This is a genomic window from Methylobacterium sp. PvP105, assembly GCF_017876975.1.
Classification (GTDB): domain Bacteria; phylum Pseudomonadota; class Alphaproteobacteria; order Rhizobiales; family Beijerinckiaceae; genus Methylobacterium; species Methylobacterium radiotolerans.
In genome coordinates, this window is record NZ_JAGIPA010000001.1 from 228,294 (window position 1) to 243,978 (window position 15,685).

A 15,685-nucleotide genomic window follows, 5' to 3' on the forward strand; every position below is an offset into this window, starting at 1 on the left:
AGGAAGTTTCATGCCTGACCGCGCACCGAAACTACTTATTCTCGGCACGCGCGGTATCCCGGCCGCCCACGGTGGCTTCGAGACTTTCGCGGAACGTCTCGCGCTCTACTTGGTCGAGCGCGGCTGGCAGGTCGGCGTGTACTGCCAGAGGGACGTCGAGACGGTGCGGGACCGCATCGTGCGGAGCGCCTGGAACGGTGTCGAGCTGATCACCGTAGAGATCGGCCTGCGCGGTCCCGTCGCGACGCTCGCCTTCGACGCCATCTGCGCCCACGACGCCGCGACCCGCGGCGGCGTCTGCCTCGTGCTCGGCTACAACGGTGCCGCGTTCCTGCCCTACCTGCGGGCGCGGGGCGGACGGATCCTGACCAACATGGACGGGATCGAGTGGCGCCGTCCGAAATGGTCGCTGCCCGTGCGCGCCTTCTTCTACGTCAGCGAGTGGATCGCCGCGTGGTCCTCGCAGCGGCTGGTGGCCGACCATCCCGTCATCGCCGACCACCTCGCCCGTCGCAGGCCGCGCGGCGCCATCGCGACCATCCCGTACGGCGGCGATCCCCCGGCGGCCGATGTCGGGCCGCCGCCCCTCGGCCTCGCGCCGGACCGCTACCTCGTCTCGATCGCCCGCATCGAGCCGGACAACAACATCCTGACGCTCGTCGAGGCCTTCTCGCGCCGGGCCCGCGGCGTGCGGCTCGTGGTGCTCGGCACGCTGAGGGTCGGCAACCCGTACCATCGCGCCGTGGAGGCGGCCGCCTCGCCGGAGGTGCTGTTCCCCGGCGCCATCTACGAGCCCGAGCAGGTCCAGGCCCTGCGGGTCCACGCGCGGGCCTATCTCCACGGCCACACGGTGGGCGGCACCAACCCGTCGCTGGTCGAGGCGCTCTGGGCGGGCAACGCCGTGGTCGCCCACGACAATCCGTTCAACCGGGGCACGGCCGGGGACGCGCAACTCTATTTCTCGGATCCGGACAGCTGCGCGGCGGCCATCGAGCGCGTGCTCTCCGACGGGGCCGCGGTCGCGGCGGCCCGCGCGGCGGCGCGGGCGCGCGCCGAGCAGTTCCGCTGGGACGCCGTGCTGGCCTCCTACGAGGACGCGCTGCGCCGTGTCGGCGGCTACCCGCCGGCACCGGACCGCGCGGCGCGCGCCACCGCGGTCGCGCCCGTCGCCGCCCCGGCCGGTCCGAGATGGTAGGCCCCAGCCGGCGGTCGGTGCTCGCCGGCGCCCTCGCGGCGGGCGCGGGCGTCCGACCCGTCCAGGGCAGTCCCGCGCCGATCGCCCTGCGCCGAGGCATCGCCCTCTGGCCCTGGTTCTCGCTGACCACCGAGTACCCGCCGCCGCGGACCGACTACGCGTGGCCGCCCTTCCAGGCCGGCCGGCCAATACCCACCCGCGACGACCTCGCCCGGATCGCCGGGTTCGGCTTCGACTTCGTGCGGCTGCCCCTAGATCCCGGGCCGTTCGTGGCCTTCACCGGGGCCCGGCGCGCCGAACTCCTCGGCACCCTGTCGGAGGCCGTCGACGCGGCCCTGGCGGCCGGGCTGCGCGTCCTGGTCAATGTCCAGGCGAACGCCGCGACCCACCACTACACGCCGGGCGCGTTCTACGACTCGGACCGGGCGCCGCTCTTCGCCGCCTATCGCGACCTCGTCGGAGACCTCGCGCGCCTGTGCGCGCGGAAGGGCACGGACCGCCTGGCCCTGGAGCCGGTGAACGAGCCGCCGCAGGCCTGCGGCGCGCGCGCCTGGAATCGGGTGCAGGACGGGCTCCTGGCGGCGGCGCGCGCGGCCGCGCCGGCGCTCACCCTCGTGGCGACCGGCTCCTGCGGCAGCCTCGTCGCCGGCCTGACGGCCCTGGACCCGGCCGCGCTCGCGCGGTTCGCGCCGCTCCTCTACACGTTCCACTTCTACGAGCCGTACCTGTTCTCCCACCAGGGGGCGACCTGGCTCACCGAGGAGCCGTTCTACCGCTGGCTCACCGCCGTGCCCTGGCCCGGGAGCCGCGGCACGCTGCGCGAGGCGCTCGCGGCGGTGCAAGCGCGCATGGACGCGGACCGCACGGTGCCCCGGGCCGAGAAGGCGCGCGACCGCGCGCTGATCGAGGCGAAGCTGCACGAATATTTCGAGGCCGCGCCCGGCCCGGCCTACATCGCCGACGCGATGGCGCCGGTGGCCACCTGGGCGGACCTCTACGGGATCCCGCGCGGGCAGGTACTGATGGGCGAGTTCGGCGCCCTGCGCACCGACGCCCGCTTCACGGCGTCCCGGGCGCCGGACCGGGCCGCCTACATCCGGGACGTGCGGCTGGCGGCGGAGGCGAACGGGTTCGCGTGGTCGTTCTGGAACCTGTTCGACGGCCTCGGTCTCATGGACGACGCGCACGTCGCCGACCCCGCCCTGATCCCCGCCCTCGGGCTGAAGACCCGGCCGTGAGAGCGCGGTCGATCGGGCCGAAGCCCGCCCGCTCTCAGCCGCGCCCGCGGCGCGGCAGAGGCGGGAACAGGACGATCAGCATCAGGGCGAACTTGGCGAGCAGCGTGGTCTTGCCGGCGAGGCCCTCGAAGGTGTTCACGAGGATCACGAAGGCCAGGATCGGCAGCCAGACGCCGCGCCGGCAATCCCGCGCGATCTCCGTGAGGTAGAGCGCCACCGCGATCACCAGCACCCCCGTGACCAGGATGCCGTGGTAGAGCACGGCCGAGATGATCGAGTTCTCGATGCCCCATTCCAGGCCGTAGATCCGGCGCAGCGTGTTCACCTGCAGGAAGTCGGGTGCGAGCAGGAGCTGCCGGAACGGGATCGCGTCGAACACCGTGAGCATGTCGACCCGGGCCTGCGCGCTGCCGCCGTCCGAGACGAACCGGTCCAGCAGGGTGTCGAAGAACCCGGCCGCGGCCAGGACGGCGACCAGAACCGGCAGCAGGGTGAGGGCGAAGCACGCGCAGGCCGCCGCCGCCAGCGGGACGCGGCCGGTGCGCAGGGTGCGGTTCAGGGCCACCAGCCCGACAGCGCCGCCGAGGATCAGCGTCGTGACGGTGGCCGAGCGTCCTCCGAACGTGACCAGGGCGACGAGCTGGAGGACGATCATGGCGGCGCGCGGCATCGGCGCGAGGCGACCGCCGCCCTTGGCCAGCGCCAGGATGTAGCACGCCGTCATGGTCGCGTTGGCCAGCGGGTGGCCCTGGAGGGCCGCCGACCGCGTGTCGGACTCGAACGCCACGCCGTCGAACCGGTAGGGGAAGAAGCGCTGGCCGCTCGCGAGCTCGAACAGGCCGAGCAGGGCGTTGGCGAGCATCACGAGGTGGAAGATCGTCTCCAGCCGCCCGAGCGTGGCGGCGTCCCGGTCCATCAGGAGGATCGGGACGAGGCCGGCGAGCACGAAGGTGTCGATGGAGCCGGCGAGGCCCGCGCCGCCCCGGGCCGCGATCAGCGCGAGGAGCAGCACGCCGCAGGCGGCCAGGAGCACGCTGGCCGGCCGCCGGTTGAGCGCCCCGGCCACCGGGATCACCGGATTGCCCGCGCGCACCAGGGTCCAGCCGATCAGGACGACCGCCAGGTAGGTGGCGGGGTGGATCTTCGAGGCGGCCGAGCCGGTGATCCCCTCGTAATTGAGGCCGAGCACCCACAGGAGGCCGCCCGAGACCCCGACGAGGAGCAGGGCCCAGACCGACAGGGCCACCGATTCCGCCCGCAGCAGGGCGCGCAGCACCGGACCCGTGCGCGCCACCGGATCGTGGCGGCGCGCGAAGCCGGTCTGCCGGAGGGTCCTCATGCCTTGCGCCGCGTCAGGAGCAGGGAGCCGGAGATCGGTCGGCCCAGCGCCTCCGACGTGTCGACGAGGTCGATCAGGTCGCGCTGGCGCGTCGCGCCGTTGCAGGCGACGAGCAGCAGCCGGTCGGCGGCCGCCGCCAGGGGGCCGAGCCGCAGGTTCTCGGTCAGCACGCCGCCGTCGACGAGCACGAGGTCGAAGCGTCCCTTCACGCCCGCGATGAAGCGCTCGACATTGGCGGGCGTCAGGGCGTCGCGCAGGGGCTTCTCGGTGTCGCCGAGCCCGACCCGGCGGGCGCCGGAGGCCGGGTCCGTCCGGGTCACGGCGTTGAGGCTCTGCTCGCCGCGGAGCACGTCGAGGAGGCCGCCGGTGCCGGAGCCGTCGGCCCGCAGGTCGGCGTCGACGCGCAGGACCCGGTCGCCGCGCGCGACGGCCACCGCGGCGAGGAGCGCGATCACCGCCCGGCGCTCCGCCTCGTCGGATTCGCCCGAGGTGACGAGCAGCGCCAGCGCGTGGCCGCGGCTGCCGGAGGTCGCGGCCAAGTGGTCGAGGGTGAGGCTCGCGGCGCTCGCGCTCGCGCCCCGCGGCCGCAGCCCGGGCAGCACGGCCACCACGGGGGCGTTCGACAGCCGCTCCAGCTGCCGCGGCGAGAGCACGGTCGGCGCGAGATATTCCCGCGTCAGCGCGAGGCCGGCGCCGAGGCCGAGGCCGCCCGCGAGGGCGGCGGCGACCAGGATCAGCCGCGGCGGCCAGCTCGGATCCTGCGGCGGCCGCGCCGTGGTGATGATCCGGGCGTTCGAGCTGTCGATGCTGGTCTGTTCCTTGATCTCCCGGGCGCGCACGAGGAAGGCGTTGTAGACGGAGCGCGCCGCGTCGACCTCGCGCTCGAGCTCGCGCTGCTGCACCGACGACTGTGCGTTCACCGCCGACTGCCGCTGCAGGCGCTCCAGCTCCGCCGCGAGGGTCCGCTCGTTCGCCTGGGCGCGCTGGGCCTCGGTCTCGGCCGCGCCCGCGATGCGGTTCAGCTCGGCGTCGATCAGCCGGCGGACGTCCTGCATCTGCGCGCGCACGGCGGCGATGAACGGGTGGCGCTCGCCGAGATTGGTGCGCAGGTCGGCCTCCTTGGCGGCGAGCTCCGCGTACTGCCCGCGCAGGCGCTCGATCACCGAGGACTGGACCGCCTCCGGCATCGCTCCGGACCCGATCGCCTGCCCGCGGGCCTCCCGGATCCCCTGCAGACGCGCCTTGGCGTCGGCGGTCCGCGCCCGCGCGGCGACCAGCCGCGCGTTCAGGTCGGTGAGCTGCTGCTCGTTCACGAGCCGGCCGCTCGACGCGATCAGGCCGTTGCGCGCCTTGTAATCCTCGAGCTTCTTGTCGGCGGCGTTGACGGCGCTCCGCAGCTCGTCGAGGCGGCCGCGCAGCTCGCCCGCGGCGCGCTTGGCGGCGTCCGAGCGGGCGTCGGTCTGGTCCGTCAGGTAGGCGTTCGCGATGGCGTTGACGATCCGCGCCGAGAGATCGGGATCCGGCGTGGTGACCACCAAGTCGATGACGAAGACCTTGTCGGCGCGCTTGACCGCGAGGCGCCGCCGCAGCTGGTCCAGCGCCCGGCCGCGGGCGTCGACGGGCCGCTCCGCCTTCGGCCCGGCCACCAGCGCGCGGAGCTCGCCGAGGGCCCGCGTCACGACGCCGTCCCGCGGCGCGCCGAAGCCCGGCGTGGTCGCGAGTCCGACCTGATCGACCGCGCGCCCCAGCACGGCGTCCGACTCGATCACCTTCACCTGGCTCTCGACCTGGGCGATGCCGCCGTCCGGCGACAGCCCGGCCGGATTGACGTCGTTCGAGACGACCTGGCGGTCGCGGGGATCGATCAGGATCTGCGCCGTGGCGGTGTAGAGCGAGGGCGTGATCAGCGCGTAGGCCAGGGCGAGGAGGCCGAGCAGCAGCGCCGTCCCGAAGACCAGCCGCTTGCGCCGCCACAGGATCCGCCACAGGTCGCCCAGTTCGGCCGTGGTGTCGGGACGGTTCGGGCCCGGACGCTCGGGATGCGCCGGCTGCACCGGGCCGAGCCACGTCGCGACAGCGATGTTATGGTCGATCTGTGCCACGATCGGTCACCGTCGTCTCAATCCTGGTCGGTCCCACGCGGGCGCCTTCCCTACTGCAAGAGTCGCGCAGCCTGCTGACAATGTATCGAGGCCGCGATCCGCGCCGCGGCGGCCCGGATGACTGGGAGCGTGGTAAACAACCCCCGCGCGGCGGGCCCGCGCAAACGCGTCCGTCATCGAGGTCGGCGTGTTGCTACAGGATGTCGACACCGCGCGACGCGGACGCGTCGCCGCATCGCGCAGGCCTGCCGAGGGCCCGCGCCGCACCGATCCCGGGGTTCGACGGATCCGGCGAGTCATCGGCGTGGATAACGCTCTCGGGCTGCCCTATTCTCCGATTGGATAAATTGTATTGGCTCGTCCGAGACGCGACAATCGCCCCTAGCTGCGGCCTCAATTCTTGTTCAGGTGCTCTGCCATGGAAGCGATCAGCGTCGAGGACCGGGGTGGCGGCCGGCGCGCCGTCAATGCCCGCCTGCGTCGGATCGCGGCCGCGACCGGCGTCCCGATCGCCGCCTTCTTCGGAGCGCCGGCACCGCGGCCGCTGGCCGAGCTCAGCGAGCTGATCGGCCTGTGGCAGTCGATCGCCGACCCGGAGGGCCGCAGCGAGATCCTGGCGGTGGCCCGGGCGCGGGCCGCCGGGACCGCGGACGAGCCGGCCTGACGGTGAGCCCGCGGATTTTGGTGCGCGCGGCCCTGGCGGGATCGCGCCGGGACCGCTACATGACGTGGGCGGGGCTGCAGAGTTCGTCAGGAGCACTATCCCCGGGGCCTTATCGACTCCCTCGGGAGCTGTCCCTGGCCTCGTCCCTGGACCTGGCCAACACGGCGCCCACCTACGCTGTAGGTTTCCCGGGATCGATCCTCCAACGGCTCACGTGGCTCCGCACCCGACCCCTCCCAGAACCGGCGCCGAGGCTCCCGACGCCGCCCGCAAGGCGGAACTCCGCGCCGCGGCCCTCGCCGCCCGCGACGCCCTCGATCCGGCGGCCCGTCAGGCGGCCTCGACGGCGATCGGGGACGCGCTCCTCGCGCTGCCGGAGCTCGCCCGGGCCAGACTGGTGGGCGCCTTCTGGCCGATCCGCAGCGAGGTCGATCCCCGGCCCGCCGCCGAGGGCCTGCGCGCCCGCGGCCAGGCCGTGGCCCTGCCGCACGTCACGCCGGACGGCCTGGTGTTCCGGGAATGGCGCGCCGGCGACGCCCTCGTCGCCGGCCGGTTCGGCCTCAGCGAGCCCGACCCGTCGCTGCCGCCGGTGGAGCCCGACGCGCTGATCGTGCCGCTCGCCGCCTTCGACCGGACCGGGCAGCGCATCGGTTACGGCCGGGGCTACTACGACGGCGCGATCGCGCGCCTGTCCCGGACACGCCCCGTCCTGACCGTCGGCATCGGCTTCGCCGCCCAGGAGGTGGGGCGCGTGCCGGCCGAGCCGCACGACCGCCCCCTCCAGTTCGTGATCACCGAAGACGGCGTGATCCGCTGCGACAGGACCGCCTGACCCATGCGCCTGCTCTTCCTCGGCGACGTCGTCGGGCGTTCGGGCCGCACCGTGGTGTGCGAGCACCTGCCGCGCCTCCGGGAGCGTTGGCGCCTCGACTGCGTGGTGGTCAACGGCGAGAATGCGGCCGGCGGCTTCGGCATCTCCGAGACCATCTGCGACGAGCTGATCCAGGCCGGCGCCGACGCGGTCACCCTCGGCAACCACAGTTTCGACCAGCGCGAGGCGATGGTGTTCATCGCCCGCCAGCCGCGCCTCGTGCGGCCGGCGAACTATCCGCCCGGCACGCCGGGCCGCGGCGCCACGGTGGTGGAGACCCAGGGCGGCGCCCGCGTGCTCGTGGTCAACGTGATGGGCCGCGTCTTCCTCGACGCGATGGATGATCCCTTCGCGGCGGTCGAGCGCGAGCTCACCGCCTGCCCCCTCGGCGCGGCGGCGGACGCGGTCATCGTCGACGTCCACGCCGAGGCGACGAGCGAGAAGCAGGCCTTCGGCCACTATCTCGACGGCCGGGCGAGCCTCGTCGTCGGGACGCACACGCACACGCCCACGGCGGATCACCGGATCCTGCCCGGCGGCACGGCCTACATGTCGGATGCCGGCATGTGCGGCGATTACGATTCGGTGATCGGCATGCAGAAGGACGAGCCGATCCGCCGCATGATCCAGAAGACGCCGGGCTCCCGCTGGGAGGTCGCCGTCGGCGAGGGGACCCTGTGCGGCATCGCGGTGGAGACGGACGCGCGCGGCCTCGCCACGCGGGTCGCGGCCCTCCGGCTGGGACCGAATCTCGAGGAGACAGCGCCGCATTTCTGGGATTAGCGCCCTGTTCGGCCCGGCGGATGCCGGTTCGGCGTAAGTCGGTCGCGCGCAGCTAAGCCTTTTGTGCGCGACTGGTCTCGATCGGCCTGGGCATAGCTCCGCGGTGACCTTCCCGAGACTTGATCGCGTGCGGGCCTACCCCCACAGTGCCTCGAAGGGGCGCCGATGGCCGGCTGCCGCGTGGTGAGATCAGGCTAGAACGATCGATGGCCGCCCGACAAACCGGCGACGACAAGAATGGGCCGCTGGCACAGCCCGGGATCTATCTCGGGCGCATGGTCATCTTCCTGATCCTCGTAGGCTTCCTCGCCTTCATCCTGTTCCGGCAGATCACACCGGCCTTCCTGGCCAATCCCGGGCTCAACGGGCTGATCCTCGGTGTTCTGCTGATCGCCGTCCTGATCGCCTTCGGGCAGGTCGTCCGGCTGTTCCGCGAGACCGCCTACGTCAACGCCGTCGCCAACGGCGCGCAGGTCAAGCGGCCGCCCGCCCTGCTGGCGCCGATGGCGCCGATGATCGCCGCGCGGGCCGGCGGGACGACCCTGCCGGGCACGACCGGCTATCTCGACACGATCGCGGTGCGCCTCGACGAGGGCCGCGAGATCCTGCGCTACATCGCCGGGATCCTGATCCTGCTCGGCCTGCTCGGCACCTTCTGGGGCCTCATCGACACGCTGTCGGCGGTCGGCGGCGTCATCAAGGGCATGCGCGGCGGCGGCGATGCCGGCGTCATGTTCGACGAGCTGAAATCCGGCCTCGCGGTGCCGCTCTCGGGCATCGGTCTGGCGTTCTCGGCCTCGCTGTTCGGCCTCGCCTCGTCGCTGATCACCGGCTTCCTGGAATTGCAGGCGGGCCAGGCCCATGCCCGGTTCCACAACGAACTGCAGGACTGGTTGATGTCCGGCGCGGCTTCCCAGGAGGCGGCGCCGGTCGCGGCGGCGGCCGGTGCCAGGCCGGCCGCCGGGACTCAAGAGCTGAAGGAGGCGGTCGACCGCCTGAGTGCCCTGGTGGCCGAGGGCGGCGGCAGCCGCGCGGCGACGCAGGCGATGACCAACCTCGCCGAGGGCATCCAGGGCCTCGTCCAGCACATGCGCGCCGAGCAGCAGATGATCCGCGACTGGGTGGAGGCGCAGGCGAGCCGCGAGCGCGAGCTGAAGCAGGTGCTCGACCGGCTGGGCCGGGAGCGCGTCTAGTGGCCTCCACGGCGACCCGGACCCGGCGGACGCTCAACGTCTGGCCCGGCTACGTCGACGCGCTGGCGACGCTGCTCCTCTCGGTGGTCTTCCTGCTCACGGTCTTCGTGGTCGGGCAGTTCTTCCTGTCGCAGGAGCTGACCGGCCGGGACGAGACCCTGGCCAAGCTCAACCGCCAGATCGCCGACCTCACCGACCTCCTGGCCCTGGAGCGGACGAACCGCCGCAACCAGGAGGACGAGGTGCGCAACCTCCGCACGACACTCGCCGGCGTCGAGGCCGAGCGCGACCGGGCCAAGGTGCAGGCCGAGGCCGCGACGGTCAGCCAGGGCGCGGCGGGCACCCTCGACAAGCAGCTGGAGACGGAGCGCGGCGCGACACGGCGGGCGCAGTCCCAGATCGACCTGCTCAACGAGCAGATCAGCGCCATGCGCCGGCAGCTCGCAGCCCTGGAGGACGCCCTCGCGGCCTCCGAGAGCCGCGACAGGGAATCCCAGGCCCGGATCGCCGAGCTGGGCAGCCGGCTGAACGTCGCCCTCGCGCAGAAGGTTCAGGAACTGGCCCGATACCGGTCCGACTTCTTCGGCCGCCTGCGCCAGATCCTCGGCAACCGGCCCGACATCCGCGTGGTCGGCGACCGCTTCGTGCTGCAATCCGAGGTGCTGTTCCCGGCCGGCTCCGCGACCCTCAAGCCCGAGGCCGGGCCGGAACTGGACCGCATCGCCGGCGCGGTCTCGGAACTCGCCAAGCAGATCCCGGCGGATCTGCCCTGGGTGCTCCGCGTCGACGGTCATACCGACGCGCGCCCGATCAGCACGTCTCAGTTCCCGTCGAACTGGTCGCTCTCGGCGGCGCGCGCCATCGCGGTGGTGCAGTTCCTCGCCGGCAAGGGGATCCCGCCGCAGCACCTCCTGGCGGGCGCCTTCGGCGAGTTCCAGCCCCTCGAAGCCGGCGCGACCGAGGAGGCCTACGCCCGCAACCGCCGGATCGAGATGAAGCTGACCGAGCGCTAGGGCTGTCGGGCCGTCGCGGCGCGCGGGGGGGGGCGTGCCGGAGCGCGTGACGTCCTTGGACCGAACCTGCGATCATTTCGCTGCGCTCGCTGGCGTTGTCGCGCCGGTGAAGACAGCATCCGCATGTGTTTCGGCGGCTTCGGCTGTCCGCGTCCGGCAGGAATAGGCCGCAATGCGTGAGGGGCCTGCCGCTTTCTCTCGGCGGCGGTCCTGTTCTGCTGGATTAACCCATCGTTATCCTTGACGCCTCATGGTGCGGCCGATCCAGGGAGACCGTATCGATGTCGAAGCCCAACCTGTCCCTGAACCCGGTTCGGTCCAGAGCGGACCGTGAGCCCCGGGACGAGGCCGGCGCCATCGCCGCGGCCGTGCGGGTCTTCGAGGACGGGCTGGCGGGTCTGCGCGCGGGTGCCCTGATCGCGGACGATGCGGCTTCGGCCGCGGCGGCGGCCGACGCGGCGACCGGCCTCCTCGCAGGCATCGCCGGTCAGACCAGCCTGATGGCGCTGCGGGCCGCGATCGAGGCGGCCCGCGATGGCGGGGAGGGGCGGGGCTTCGCGGCCGCGGCCGCCGAGGTCAGGGACCTGGCCGGGCAGATGGCGCGGGCGACCGACACGATCGTGGCGCAGGTCGGCCAGATCCAGGCCGCGGCGGAGCGGGCGCAGGACACCGGCCTCCGGGGGCCGCGCCAGCTGGCGCCCGCGTCCGCGCACTGATCCGCGCACGGCGCGGTAAGTCAGCGCCGGCGATCCGTCGCGCGGCCGGACGCCGCCGCGGGCCGCTCCCGGAGCGGTCCGGCTACTCGGCGACCGGAAGACGCTCGCCCCGGCTGCGGGGCTCCTTGCCCCGCGCCGTCTCGTCCAGCGCGTCGGTGAACTGCAGGTTGGCGAGCTGGGCGTAGAGCGCGCCCTGCGCCAGCAGGCTCTCGTGGGTTCCGGTCTCGACGATGCGGCCGTCGTCGAGGACCAGGATGCGGTCCGCGGCGCGGATGGTGGCGAGCCGGTGGGCGATCACCAGGGTGGTGCGGCCCTGCATCAGCGTGGCGAGGGCGGCCTGGACGGCGCGCTCGGACTCGGCGTCCAGGGCCGAGGTGGCCTCGTCGAGGAGCAGGATCGGCGCGTCCTTGAGGATCGCCCGGGCGATGGCGATGCGCTGCCGCTGGCCGCCCGAGAGGGTCACGCCGCGCTCGCCCACCTGGGTCGCGTAGCCCTGCGGCAGGGCCGAGACGAAGCCGTGCGCGTTGGCGAGCTCGGCGGCGCGCCGGACCTCCGCCTCGCCGGCCTCCGGACGGCCGTAGCGGATGTTCTCGGTGACGGTCCCGGAGAACACGACGGGATCCTGGGGCACCAGGGCGATGCGGGCGCGCAGGCGCTCCGGATCGACCTGGGCGATATCGGCGCCGTCGACCAGGATCCGGCCGCCCTGCGGGTCGTAGAAGCGCAGCAGCAGCTGGAACACCGTCGACTTGCCGGCCCCGGAGGGCCCCACGATGGCGATTCGCTCGCCGGGCGCGGCCGCGAAGCTGAGCCCGCCGAGGGCGGCGTGTTCCGGGCGGGTCGGGTAGGCGAAGCGCACGTCCTCGAAGGCCACCGCGCCCCGGGCCGGCTCGGGCAGCGGCAGGGCCGGGGACGGCGCGCGGATCGCGGGCTCCGCGGCCAGGATCTCGGTGAGCCGCTCGGCCGCGCCGGCCGACATGGCGAGGTCGCCGTAGACTTCGGAGAGCTGGCCGAGGGCGCCGGCGCCGAACACGGCGTAGAGCACGAACTGCGAGAGCTCGCCGCCCGTCATCGTGTGGTTCAGGACGCCCTGGGCGCCGTACCACATCACCCCGACCACCGAGGCCGAGATCAGGAAGATCGCGACGCCGGTGAGCAGCGCGCGGGCCCGGACCGAGGCGCGGGCGGCGCCGTAGGCCTCCTCGGAGGCCGCGGCGAACCGGGCCGCCGTCGAGTCGGAGCGGCCGAAGGCCTGCATCGTCCGCACCGCCCCGACCGCCTCGGCGGCGTAGGCCGAGGCCTCGGCGAGCCGGTCCTGGGCCGCCCGGGAGCGCCGACGCACGCCGCGGCCCGACACGATCAGCGGGAAGACGATGATCGGGATGGCGGCCAGCACCATCACCGACAGGCGCGGGCTCGTCACCACCATCATGGCGGTGGCGCCCACGAACAGGAACAGGTTGCGCAGCAGGATCGAGACCGAGACGCCGAAGGCCGACTTGATCTGCGTCGCGTCCGCGGTGAGCCGCGAGACGATCTCGCCGGACTGCGCCCGGTCGAAGAACGCCGGATCGAGCTGGGTCAGCCGGGCGAAGACCGCGCTGCGGAGGTCCGCGACCACCCGCTCGCCCAGCGTCACCACCGTGTAGACGCGGGCCGCGCTCGACAGCGCGAAGGCCGCGACGACGCCGAGCAGGGCGAGGAAGTAGGCGTCGATCACGTTCGAGCCGTCGGCGGTGAAGCCGTGGTCGATGACGCGGCGCATGGCGATCGGGACGACGAGCGTCGAGGCCGACGCGCAGATGAGGGCGACGAGTCCCGCGGCGATCCGCGCGCGGTAGCGCAGCGCGAAGGGGAGGAGCGGCCGGAGGGCGCTCAGCGGGGCTCTGGGTCGGCCGGCCGCGGCCGCCTTGGTCTTACGGGCCATCACGCCTCACGTGTTCTTCTTTCTCCCGGTCCGCGGCGCTTGTGACCGGGGAGCGGCTGCGGTATAGGCCGCCGCTCATCCGATTGCGTGTGTTCAATGGCCGCGGGCCGCCACCACGGTCGGCTTGGACGTGCCGTTGCCACGAACCCATGGTTCGGTGCAACCGGTGACATCTTCCGCATTCCGGGCCGGGCGGCGCCTCCTGCGCTTCCCGCCGGCGTGCCAGACAGGGACCAAGGTCATGGCGAAGGACGCGGCCGCGAAGGCCAAGGGGACCGAGCACCCCGATTACCACTTCATCAAGGTCGTGATGACGGACGGTACCGAGTACCAGACCCGTTCGACCTACGGGAAGGAGGGCGACACCCTCAATCTCGACATCGATCCGCTGACCCATCCGGCCTGGACCGGTGGCGAGCAGAAGATGCTCGACCGCGGCGGTCGCGTGTCGCGCTTCAATTCGCGGTTCGGCAACCTCGGCAAGCGCTGAGCGCCGCAGCCCACACGGTGACGCTGTTCGAGACGGGCGGTCCCTGGCGGGGCCGCCCGTTTTCGTGCGCGGTGTCGCGCGGTCGCGGCGCGCGTTATCCACAGGACGGGTTTGCAAAGATCGCGCGGACCGCGCGGCGAACCGCGCGTCCGGGCGCGCCGGCGGAAACGCTTCTTCTCGTGCGGGCCGCGCTCGCGGCCCGCGTGGCCTGAATCGGCCGCTGCCGGTTCGTTCAAAGCGCGGCCGGGCCGTCGTATCCTTCTCCGGTCACCCGCGGTCCGCCCGGGCTCCGCGCCGGAGCCGCGGCGGTCACGCGGGCGCCCCTGCCTGTCCGGGCCCGATCGTCTCCGGACGCACTGCTAGGATCGAGACACGATGAGACGTCTGCTGCTGCTGTTCCTCGCCCTGGCCGCTCTGGCCGCCGCGCCGGCCCTGGCCGCGGACAAGATCAAGGTCGGCATCATGGGCGGGGATGCCGAAGTCCTCTGGGCGAAGGCCAAGGAGATCGCGGCCCGCGACGGACTCGACATCAACCTGGTGGTGTTCTCCGACTACCTGCTGCCGAACGAGGCGCTCCAGGCCGGTGACCTCGACGCCAACGCCTTTCAGCACAAGCCGTTTCTCGCCAACCAGATCAAGGCCCGGGGCTACAAGATCGTCCCGGTCGGCGAGACGATCGTGACGCCGATCGGCCTGTACTCCAAGCGCGTCAAGGCTGTCGCGGATCTGAAGGACGGGGCGCTGATCGGCATCCCGAACGACCCGTCGAACGGCGGTCGGGCGCTCCTGCTGCTGCAGGCCGAGAAGCTGATCCGCCTGAAGGACGGCGTCGGCCTGCTGCCGACGGTCTTCGACGTCGTCGACAATCCCAAGCGCCTGAAGTTCCAGGAGGTCGACGCCGCGCAGCTGCCCCGCAGCCTCGAGGATCTCGACGCCGCGGTGATCAACACCAACTACGCCGTCGATGCCGGCCTGATCCCGGGCAAGGACTCCATCGCGATCGAGTCCAAGGTCGACAACCCCTACAACAACGTCATCGTCGTCCGCGAGGCGGACACGCAGAAGCCCTGGGTGCCGAAGCTGGTCCGCGCGTTCCAGAACGACGCGATCCGCCAGATCCTGAAGGAGCAGTTCCCGGGTCAGTTCCCGGCATTCTGACCGTCGGGGCCGGAGCGCCGGCCCTGCGCGGCGGCGGCGCTCCCCGGAGCGTCGCTCGGCTTTCGCTCAGCCCTCGCTCATCCGGAACGCCATCCGCAGCAGTCCCTGCTGCGCGGCGACGGGGCTCTCCACGGGCTGCGGCGTCGGCCGGTCCTCGGCGATCAGCGCGTCGAGGTGCAGGATACGGCTGTGCAGACGCCGGGCCCGGACGATCAGCTGCTGCAGACGCATCGGCAGCAGGTTGAAATCCTGCTGCTTCGGCGGCTCTGCGGTGCCGAGCTTGACCCGGTGCTTCTCCTGCAGGGCCTCGGCCGGAGTCATCTCGCCCTCGGCGACGGCGCGCTGGACCAGGAGCCACGAGGCGATCTGCATCAGCAGCGTGGTCAGGCGCATGCTCTCGGCCGCGTAGCTGAGCGTCGCGTCCCGGGAGACGAGGCGCGACTCGTCGCGGCCCTCGCCGTCGAGATAGGCGGCCGTCTCCTCGACCAGGGTCATCCCGTCGCGGAACAGCGCCTTGAAGGCTTCCGAGTTGACGTAGGACCTGCCGAAATCGACCCAGTCCTGATCGTCCCGGAACGTGACATCGAAGCCGTTCATCTGCCTCTCCTGTGCCGTCCGACGGCCCGGCTCGTTCCGATCCGGGACGCTCCGTCCGTGGCTTTCGGACGACGCCGCAATCTTAGCGCCGATCGGCCCGGACAGCAGGGTTCATGTTTTTTTAACCTTAACGCGCCGTCCGGTGCCGGGAGAAGAGTCCCGAACCGTCCGACCCGCGCTCGGAACGAGGCGCGGATACCGTCGAAGACGCTGCGGCCGCCCGGGATCGAGCGCGGCCAGCGCGCCCGGGCCGCCCGCAGTCGCGGCGGCGTCGGCCGCCGCGGCGATGTCCGAGACGTCGCGGGCATTCGTGAGGTTGCCGGCATCCACGAACAGAGCGGTGCCGCGCGGCCGCGACGGCCGGGCGCCGCGGCCCGGCCCCGTGGAGCTTCGCGCGTC

Annotated in this window: 14 protein-coding genes and 1 other RNA gene; 10 read left to right on the top strand and 5 right to left on the bottom strand. The window is 72.8% G+C overall.

What is annotated here, in order from left to right; translation table 11 throughout:
• Positions 1-10 precede the first annotated feature (10 nt).
• The gene (locus J3A75_RS01140) at positions 11-1,195 is read left to right on the top strand and encodes a DUF1972 domain-containing protein (protein WP_024828131.1); all 1,185 of its coding nucleotides are present in this window, start codon (positions 11-13) and stop codon (positions 1,193-1,195) included.
• The gene (locus tag J3A75_RS01145; protein ID WP_071000539.1) at positions 1,189-2,433 is read left to right on the top strand and encodes a glycoside hydrolase family 5 protein; all 1,245 of its coding nucleotides are present in this window, start codon (positions 1,189-1,191) and stop codon (positions 2,431-2,433) included. Before J3A75_RS01140 ends, J3A75_RS01145 begins: the two co-directional genes overlap by 7 nt.
• A gap of 34 nt (positions 2,434-2,467) precedes the next feature.
• Here the strand turns inward: J3A75_RS01145 and J3A75_RS01150 are convergent, their stop codons facing one another.
• Both J3A75_RS01150 and J3A75_RS01155 read right to left on the bottom strand, forming a co-directional pair.
• Complete coding sequence (locus tag J3A75_RS01150) at positions 2,468-3,772, bottom strand: VpsF family polysaccharide biosynthesis protein (protein WP_127991975.1); 1,305 nt, start codon at positions 3,770-3,772, stop codon at positions 2,468-2,470.
• A complete protein-coding gene (locus tag J3A75_RS01155; protein WP_209649644.1) occupies positions 3,769-5,874 on the bottom strand; it encodes a GumC family protein in 2,106 nt (701 codons plus the stop codon). Before J3A75_RS01155 ends, J3A75_RS01150 begins: the two co-directional genes overlap by 4 nt.
• A gap of 418 nt (positions 5,875-6,292) precedes the next feature.
• On the opposite strand from J3A75_RS01155, the gene J3A75_RS01160 reads away from it, so the two are divergent.
• From J3A75_RS01160 to J3A75_RS01175, 4 genes are all read left to right on the top strand, one after another.
• The gene (locus J3A75_RS01160) at positions 6,293-6,538 is read left to right on the top strand and encodes a hypothetical protein (RefSeq protein ID WP_012322252.1); all 246 of its coding nucleotides are present in this window, start codon (positions 6,293-6,295) and stop codon (positions 6,536-6,538) included.
• A gap of 68 nt (positions 6,539-6,606) precedes the next feature.
• A non-coding RNA gene (gene ssrS / locus J3A75_RS01165) (6S RNA) lies at positions 6,607-6,763 on the top strand.
• Entirely contained in the window at positions 6,753-7,370 is a 618-nt protein-coding gene (locus J3A75_RS01170; protein ID WP_012322253.1) for a 5-formyltetrahydrofolate cyclo-ligase, read from the top strand. The genes ssrS and J3A75_RS01170 overlap by 11 nt, the downstream gene beginning before the upstream one ends.
• Positions 7,371-7,373: 3 nt before the next feature.
• Positions 7,374-8,192 (top strand): TIGR00282 family metallophosphoesterase, encoded by an 819-nt coding sequence (locus J3A75_RS01175; protein ID WP_012322254.1) that lies wholly within the window; start codon positions 7,374-7,376, stop codon positions 8,190-8,192.
• Positions 8,193-8,386: 194 nt separating this feature from the next.
• Here J3A75_RS01175 and J3A75_RS37340 read toward each other — a convergent pair whose 3' ends face one another.
• Positions 8,387-9,280, bottom strand: a complete 894-nt coding sequence (locus J3A75_RS37340; RefSeq protein ID WP_354405059.1) for a hypothetical protein — start codon at positions 9,278-9,280, stop codon at positions 8,387-8,389.
• A gap of 104 nt (positions 9,281-9,384) precedes the next feature.
• Here J3A75_RS37340 and J3A75_RS01185 point away from each other — a divergent pair, with 104 nt between their 5' ends.
• Entirely contained in the window at positions 9,385-10,398 is a 1,014-nt protein-coding gene (locus J3A75_RS01185; protein WP_024828124.1) for a peptidoglycan -binding protein, read from the top strand.
• A 281-nt stretch (positions 10,399-10,679) separates the two neighbouring features.
• Positions 10,680-11,114 (top strand): methyl-accepting chemotaxis protein, encoded by a 435-nt coding sequence (locus tag J3A75_RS36950; protein ID WP_209649646.1) that lies wholly within the window; start codon positions 10,680-10,682, stop codon positions 11,112-11,114.
• Between the two features lie 82 nt (positions 11,115-11,196).
• Here the strand turns inward: J3A75_RS36950 and J3A75_RS01195 are convergent, their stop codons facing one another.
• Positions 11,197-13,041, bottom strand: coding sequence for an ABC transporter transmembrane domain-containing protein (locus J3A75_RS01195; RefSeq protein ID WP_012322258.1), 1,845 nt, complete (start codon positions 13,039-13,041; stop codon positions 11,197-11,199).
• A gap of 241 nt (positions 13,042-13,282) precedes the next feature.
• On the opposite strand from J3A75_RS01195, the gene rpmE reads away from it, so the two are divergent.
• Together rpmE and J3A75_RS01205 are read left to right on the top strand one after the other, a co-directional pair.
• Positions 13,283-13,531 carry a 50S ribosomal protein L31 gene (gene rpmE / locus J3A75_RS01200; protein ID WP_012322259.1) on the top strand — a complete coding sequence of 83 codons (249 nt, stop codon included), beginning with the start codon at positions 13,283-13,285 and terminating at the stop codon, positions 13,529-13,531.
• A gap of 375 nt (positions 13,532-13,906) precedes the next feature.
• Positions 13,907-14,689, top strand: a complete 783-nt coding sequence (locus tag J3A75_RS01205; RefSeq protein ID WP_012322260.1) for a MetQ/NlpA family ABC transporter substrate-binding protein — start codon at positions 13,907-13,909, stop codon at positions 14,687-14,689.
• 66 nt (positions 14,690-14,755) lie between these two features.
• On the opposite strand, the gene J3A75_RS01210 is transcribed toward J3A75_RS01205, so the two are convergent.
• A complete protein-coding gene (locus tag J3A75_RS01210; protein ID WP_012322261.1) occupies positions 14,756-15,286 on the bottom strand; it encodes a DUF1465 family protein in 531 nt (176 codons plus the stop codon).
• Between the last annotated feature and the right edge of the window lie 399 nt (positions 15,287-15,685).

Bases quoted from the DNA above. Each gene is read 5' to 3' on its own strand.
- J3A75_RS01205 (WP_012322260.1), top strand. From the start codon at position 13,907: ATGAGACGTCTGCTGCTGCTGTTCCTCGCCCTGGCCGCTCTGGCCGCC.
- J3A75_RS36950 (WP_209649646.1), top strand. From the start codon at position 10,680: ATGTCGAAGCCCAACCTGTCCCTGAACCCGGTTCGGTCCAGAGCGGAC.
- J3A75_RS01160 (WP_012322252.1), top strand. From the start codon at position 6,293: ATGGAAGCGATCAGCGTCGAGGACCGGGGTGGCGGCCGGCGCGCCGTC.
- J3A75_RS01150 (WP_127991975.1), bottom strand. From the start codon at position 3,772: ATGAGGACCCTCCGGCAGACCGGCTTCGCGCGCCGCCACGATCCGGTG.
- J3A75_RS01140 (WP_024828131.1), top strand. From the start codon at position 11: ATGCCTGACCGCGCACCGAAACTACTTATTCTCGGCACGCGCGGTATC.
- rpmE (WP_012322259.1), top strand. From the start codon at position 13,283: ATGGCGAAGGACGCGGCCGCGAAGGCCAAGGGGACCGAGCACCCCGAT.
- J3A75_RS01210 (WP_012322261.1), bottom strand. From the start codon at position 15,286: ATGAACGGCTTCGATGTCACGTTCCGGGACGATCAGGACTGGGTCGAT.
- J3A75_RS01175 (WP_012322254.1), top strand. From the start codon at position 7,374: ATGCGCCTGCTCTTCCTCGGCGACGTCGTCGGGCGTTCGGGCCGCACC.
- J3A75_RS01145 (WP_071000539.1), top strand. From the start codon at position 1,189: ATGGTAGGCCCCAGCCGGCGGTCGGTGCTCGCCGGCGCCCTCGCGGCG.
- J3A75_RS01195 (WP_012322258.1), bottom strand. From the start codon at position 13,041: ATGGCCCGTAAGACCAAGGCGGCCGCGGCCGGCCGACCCAGAGCCCCG.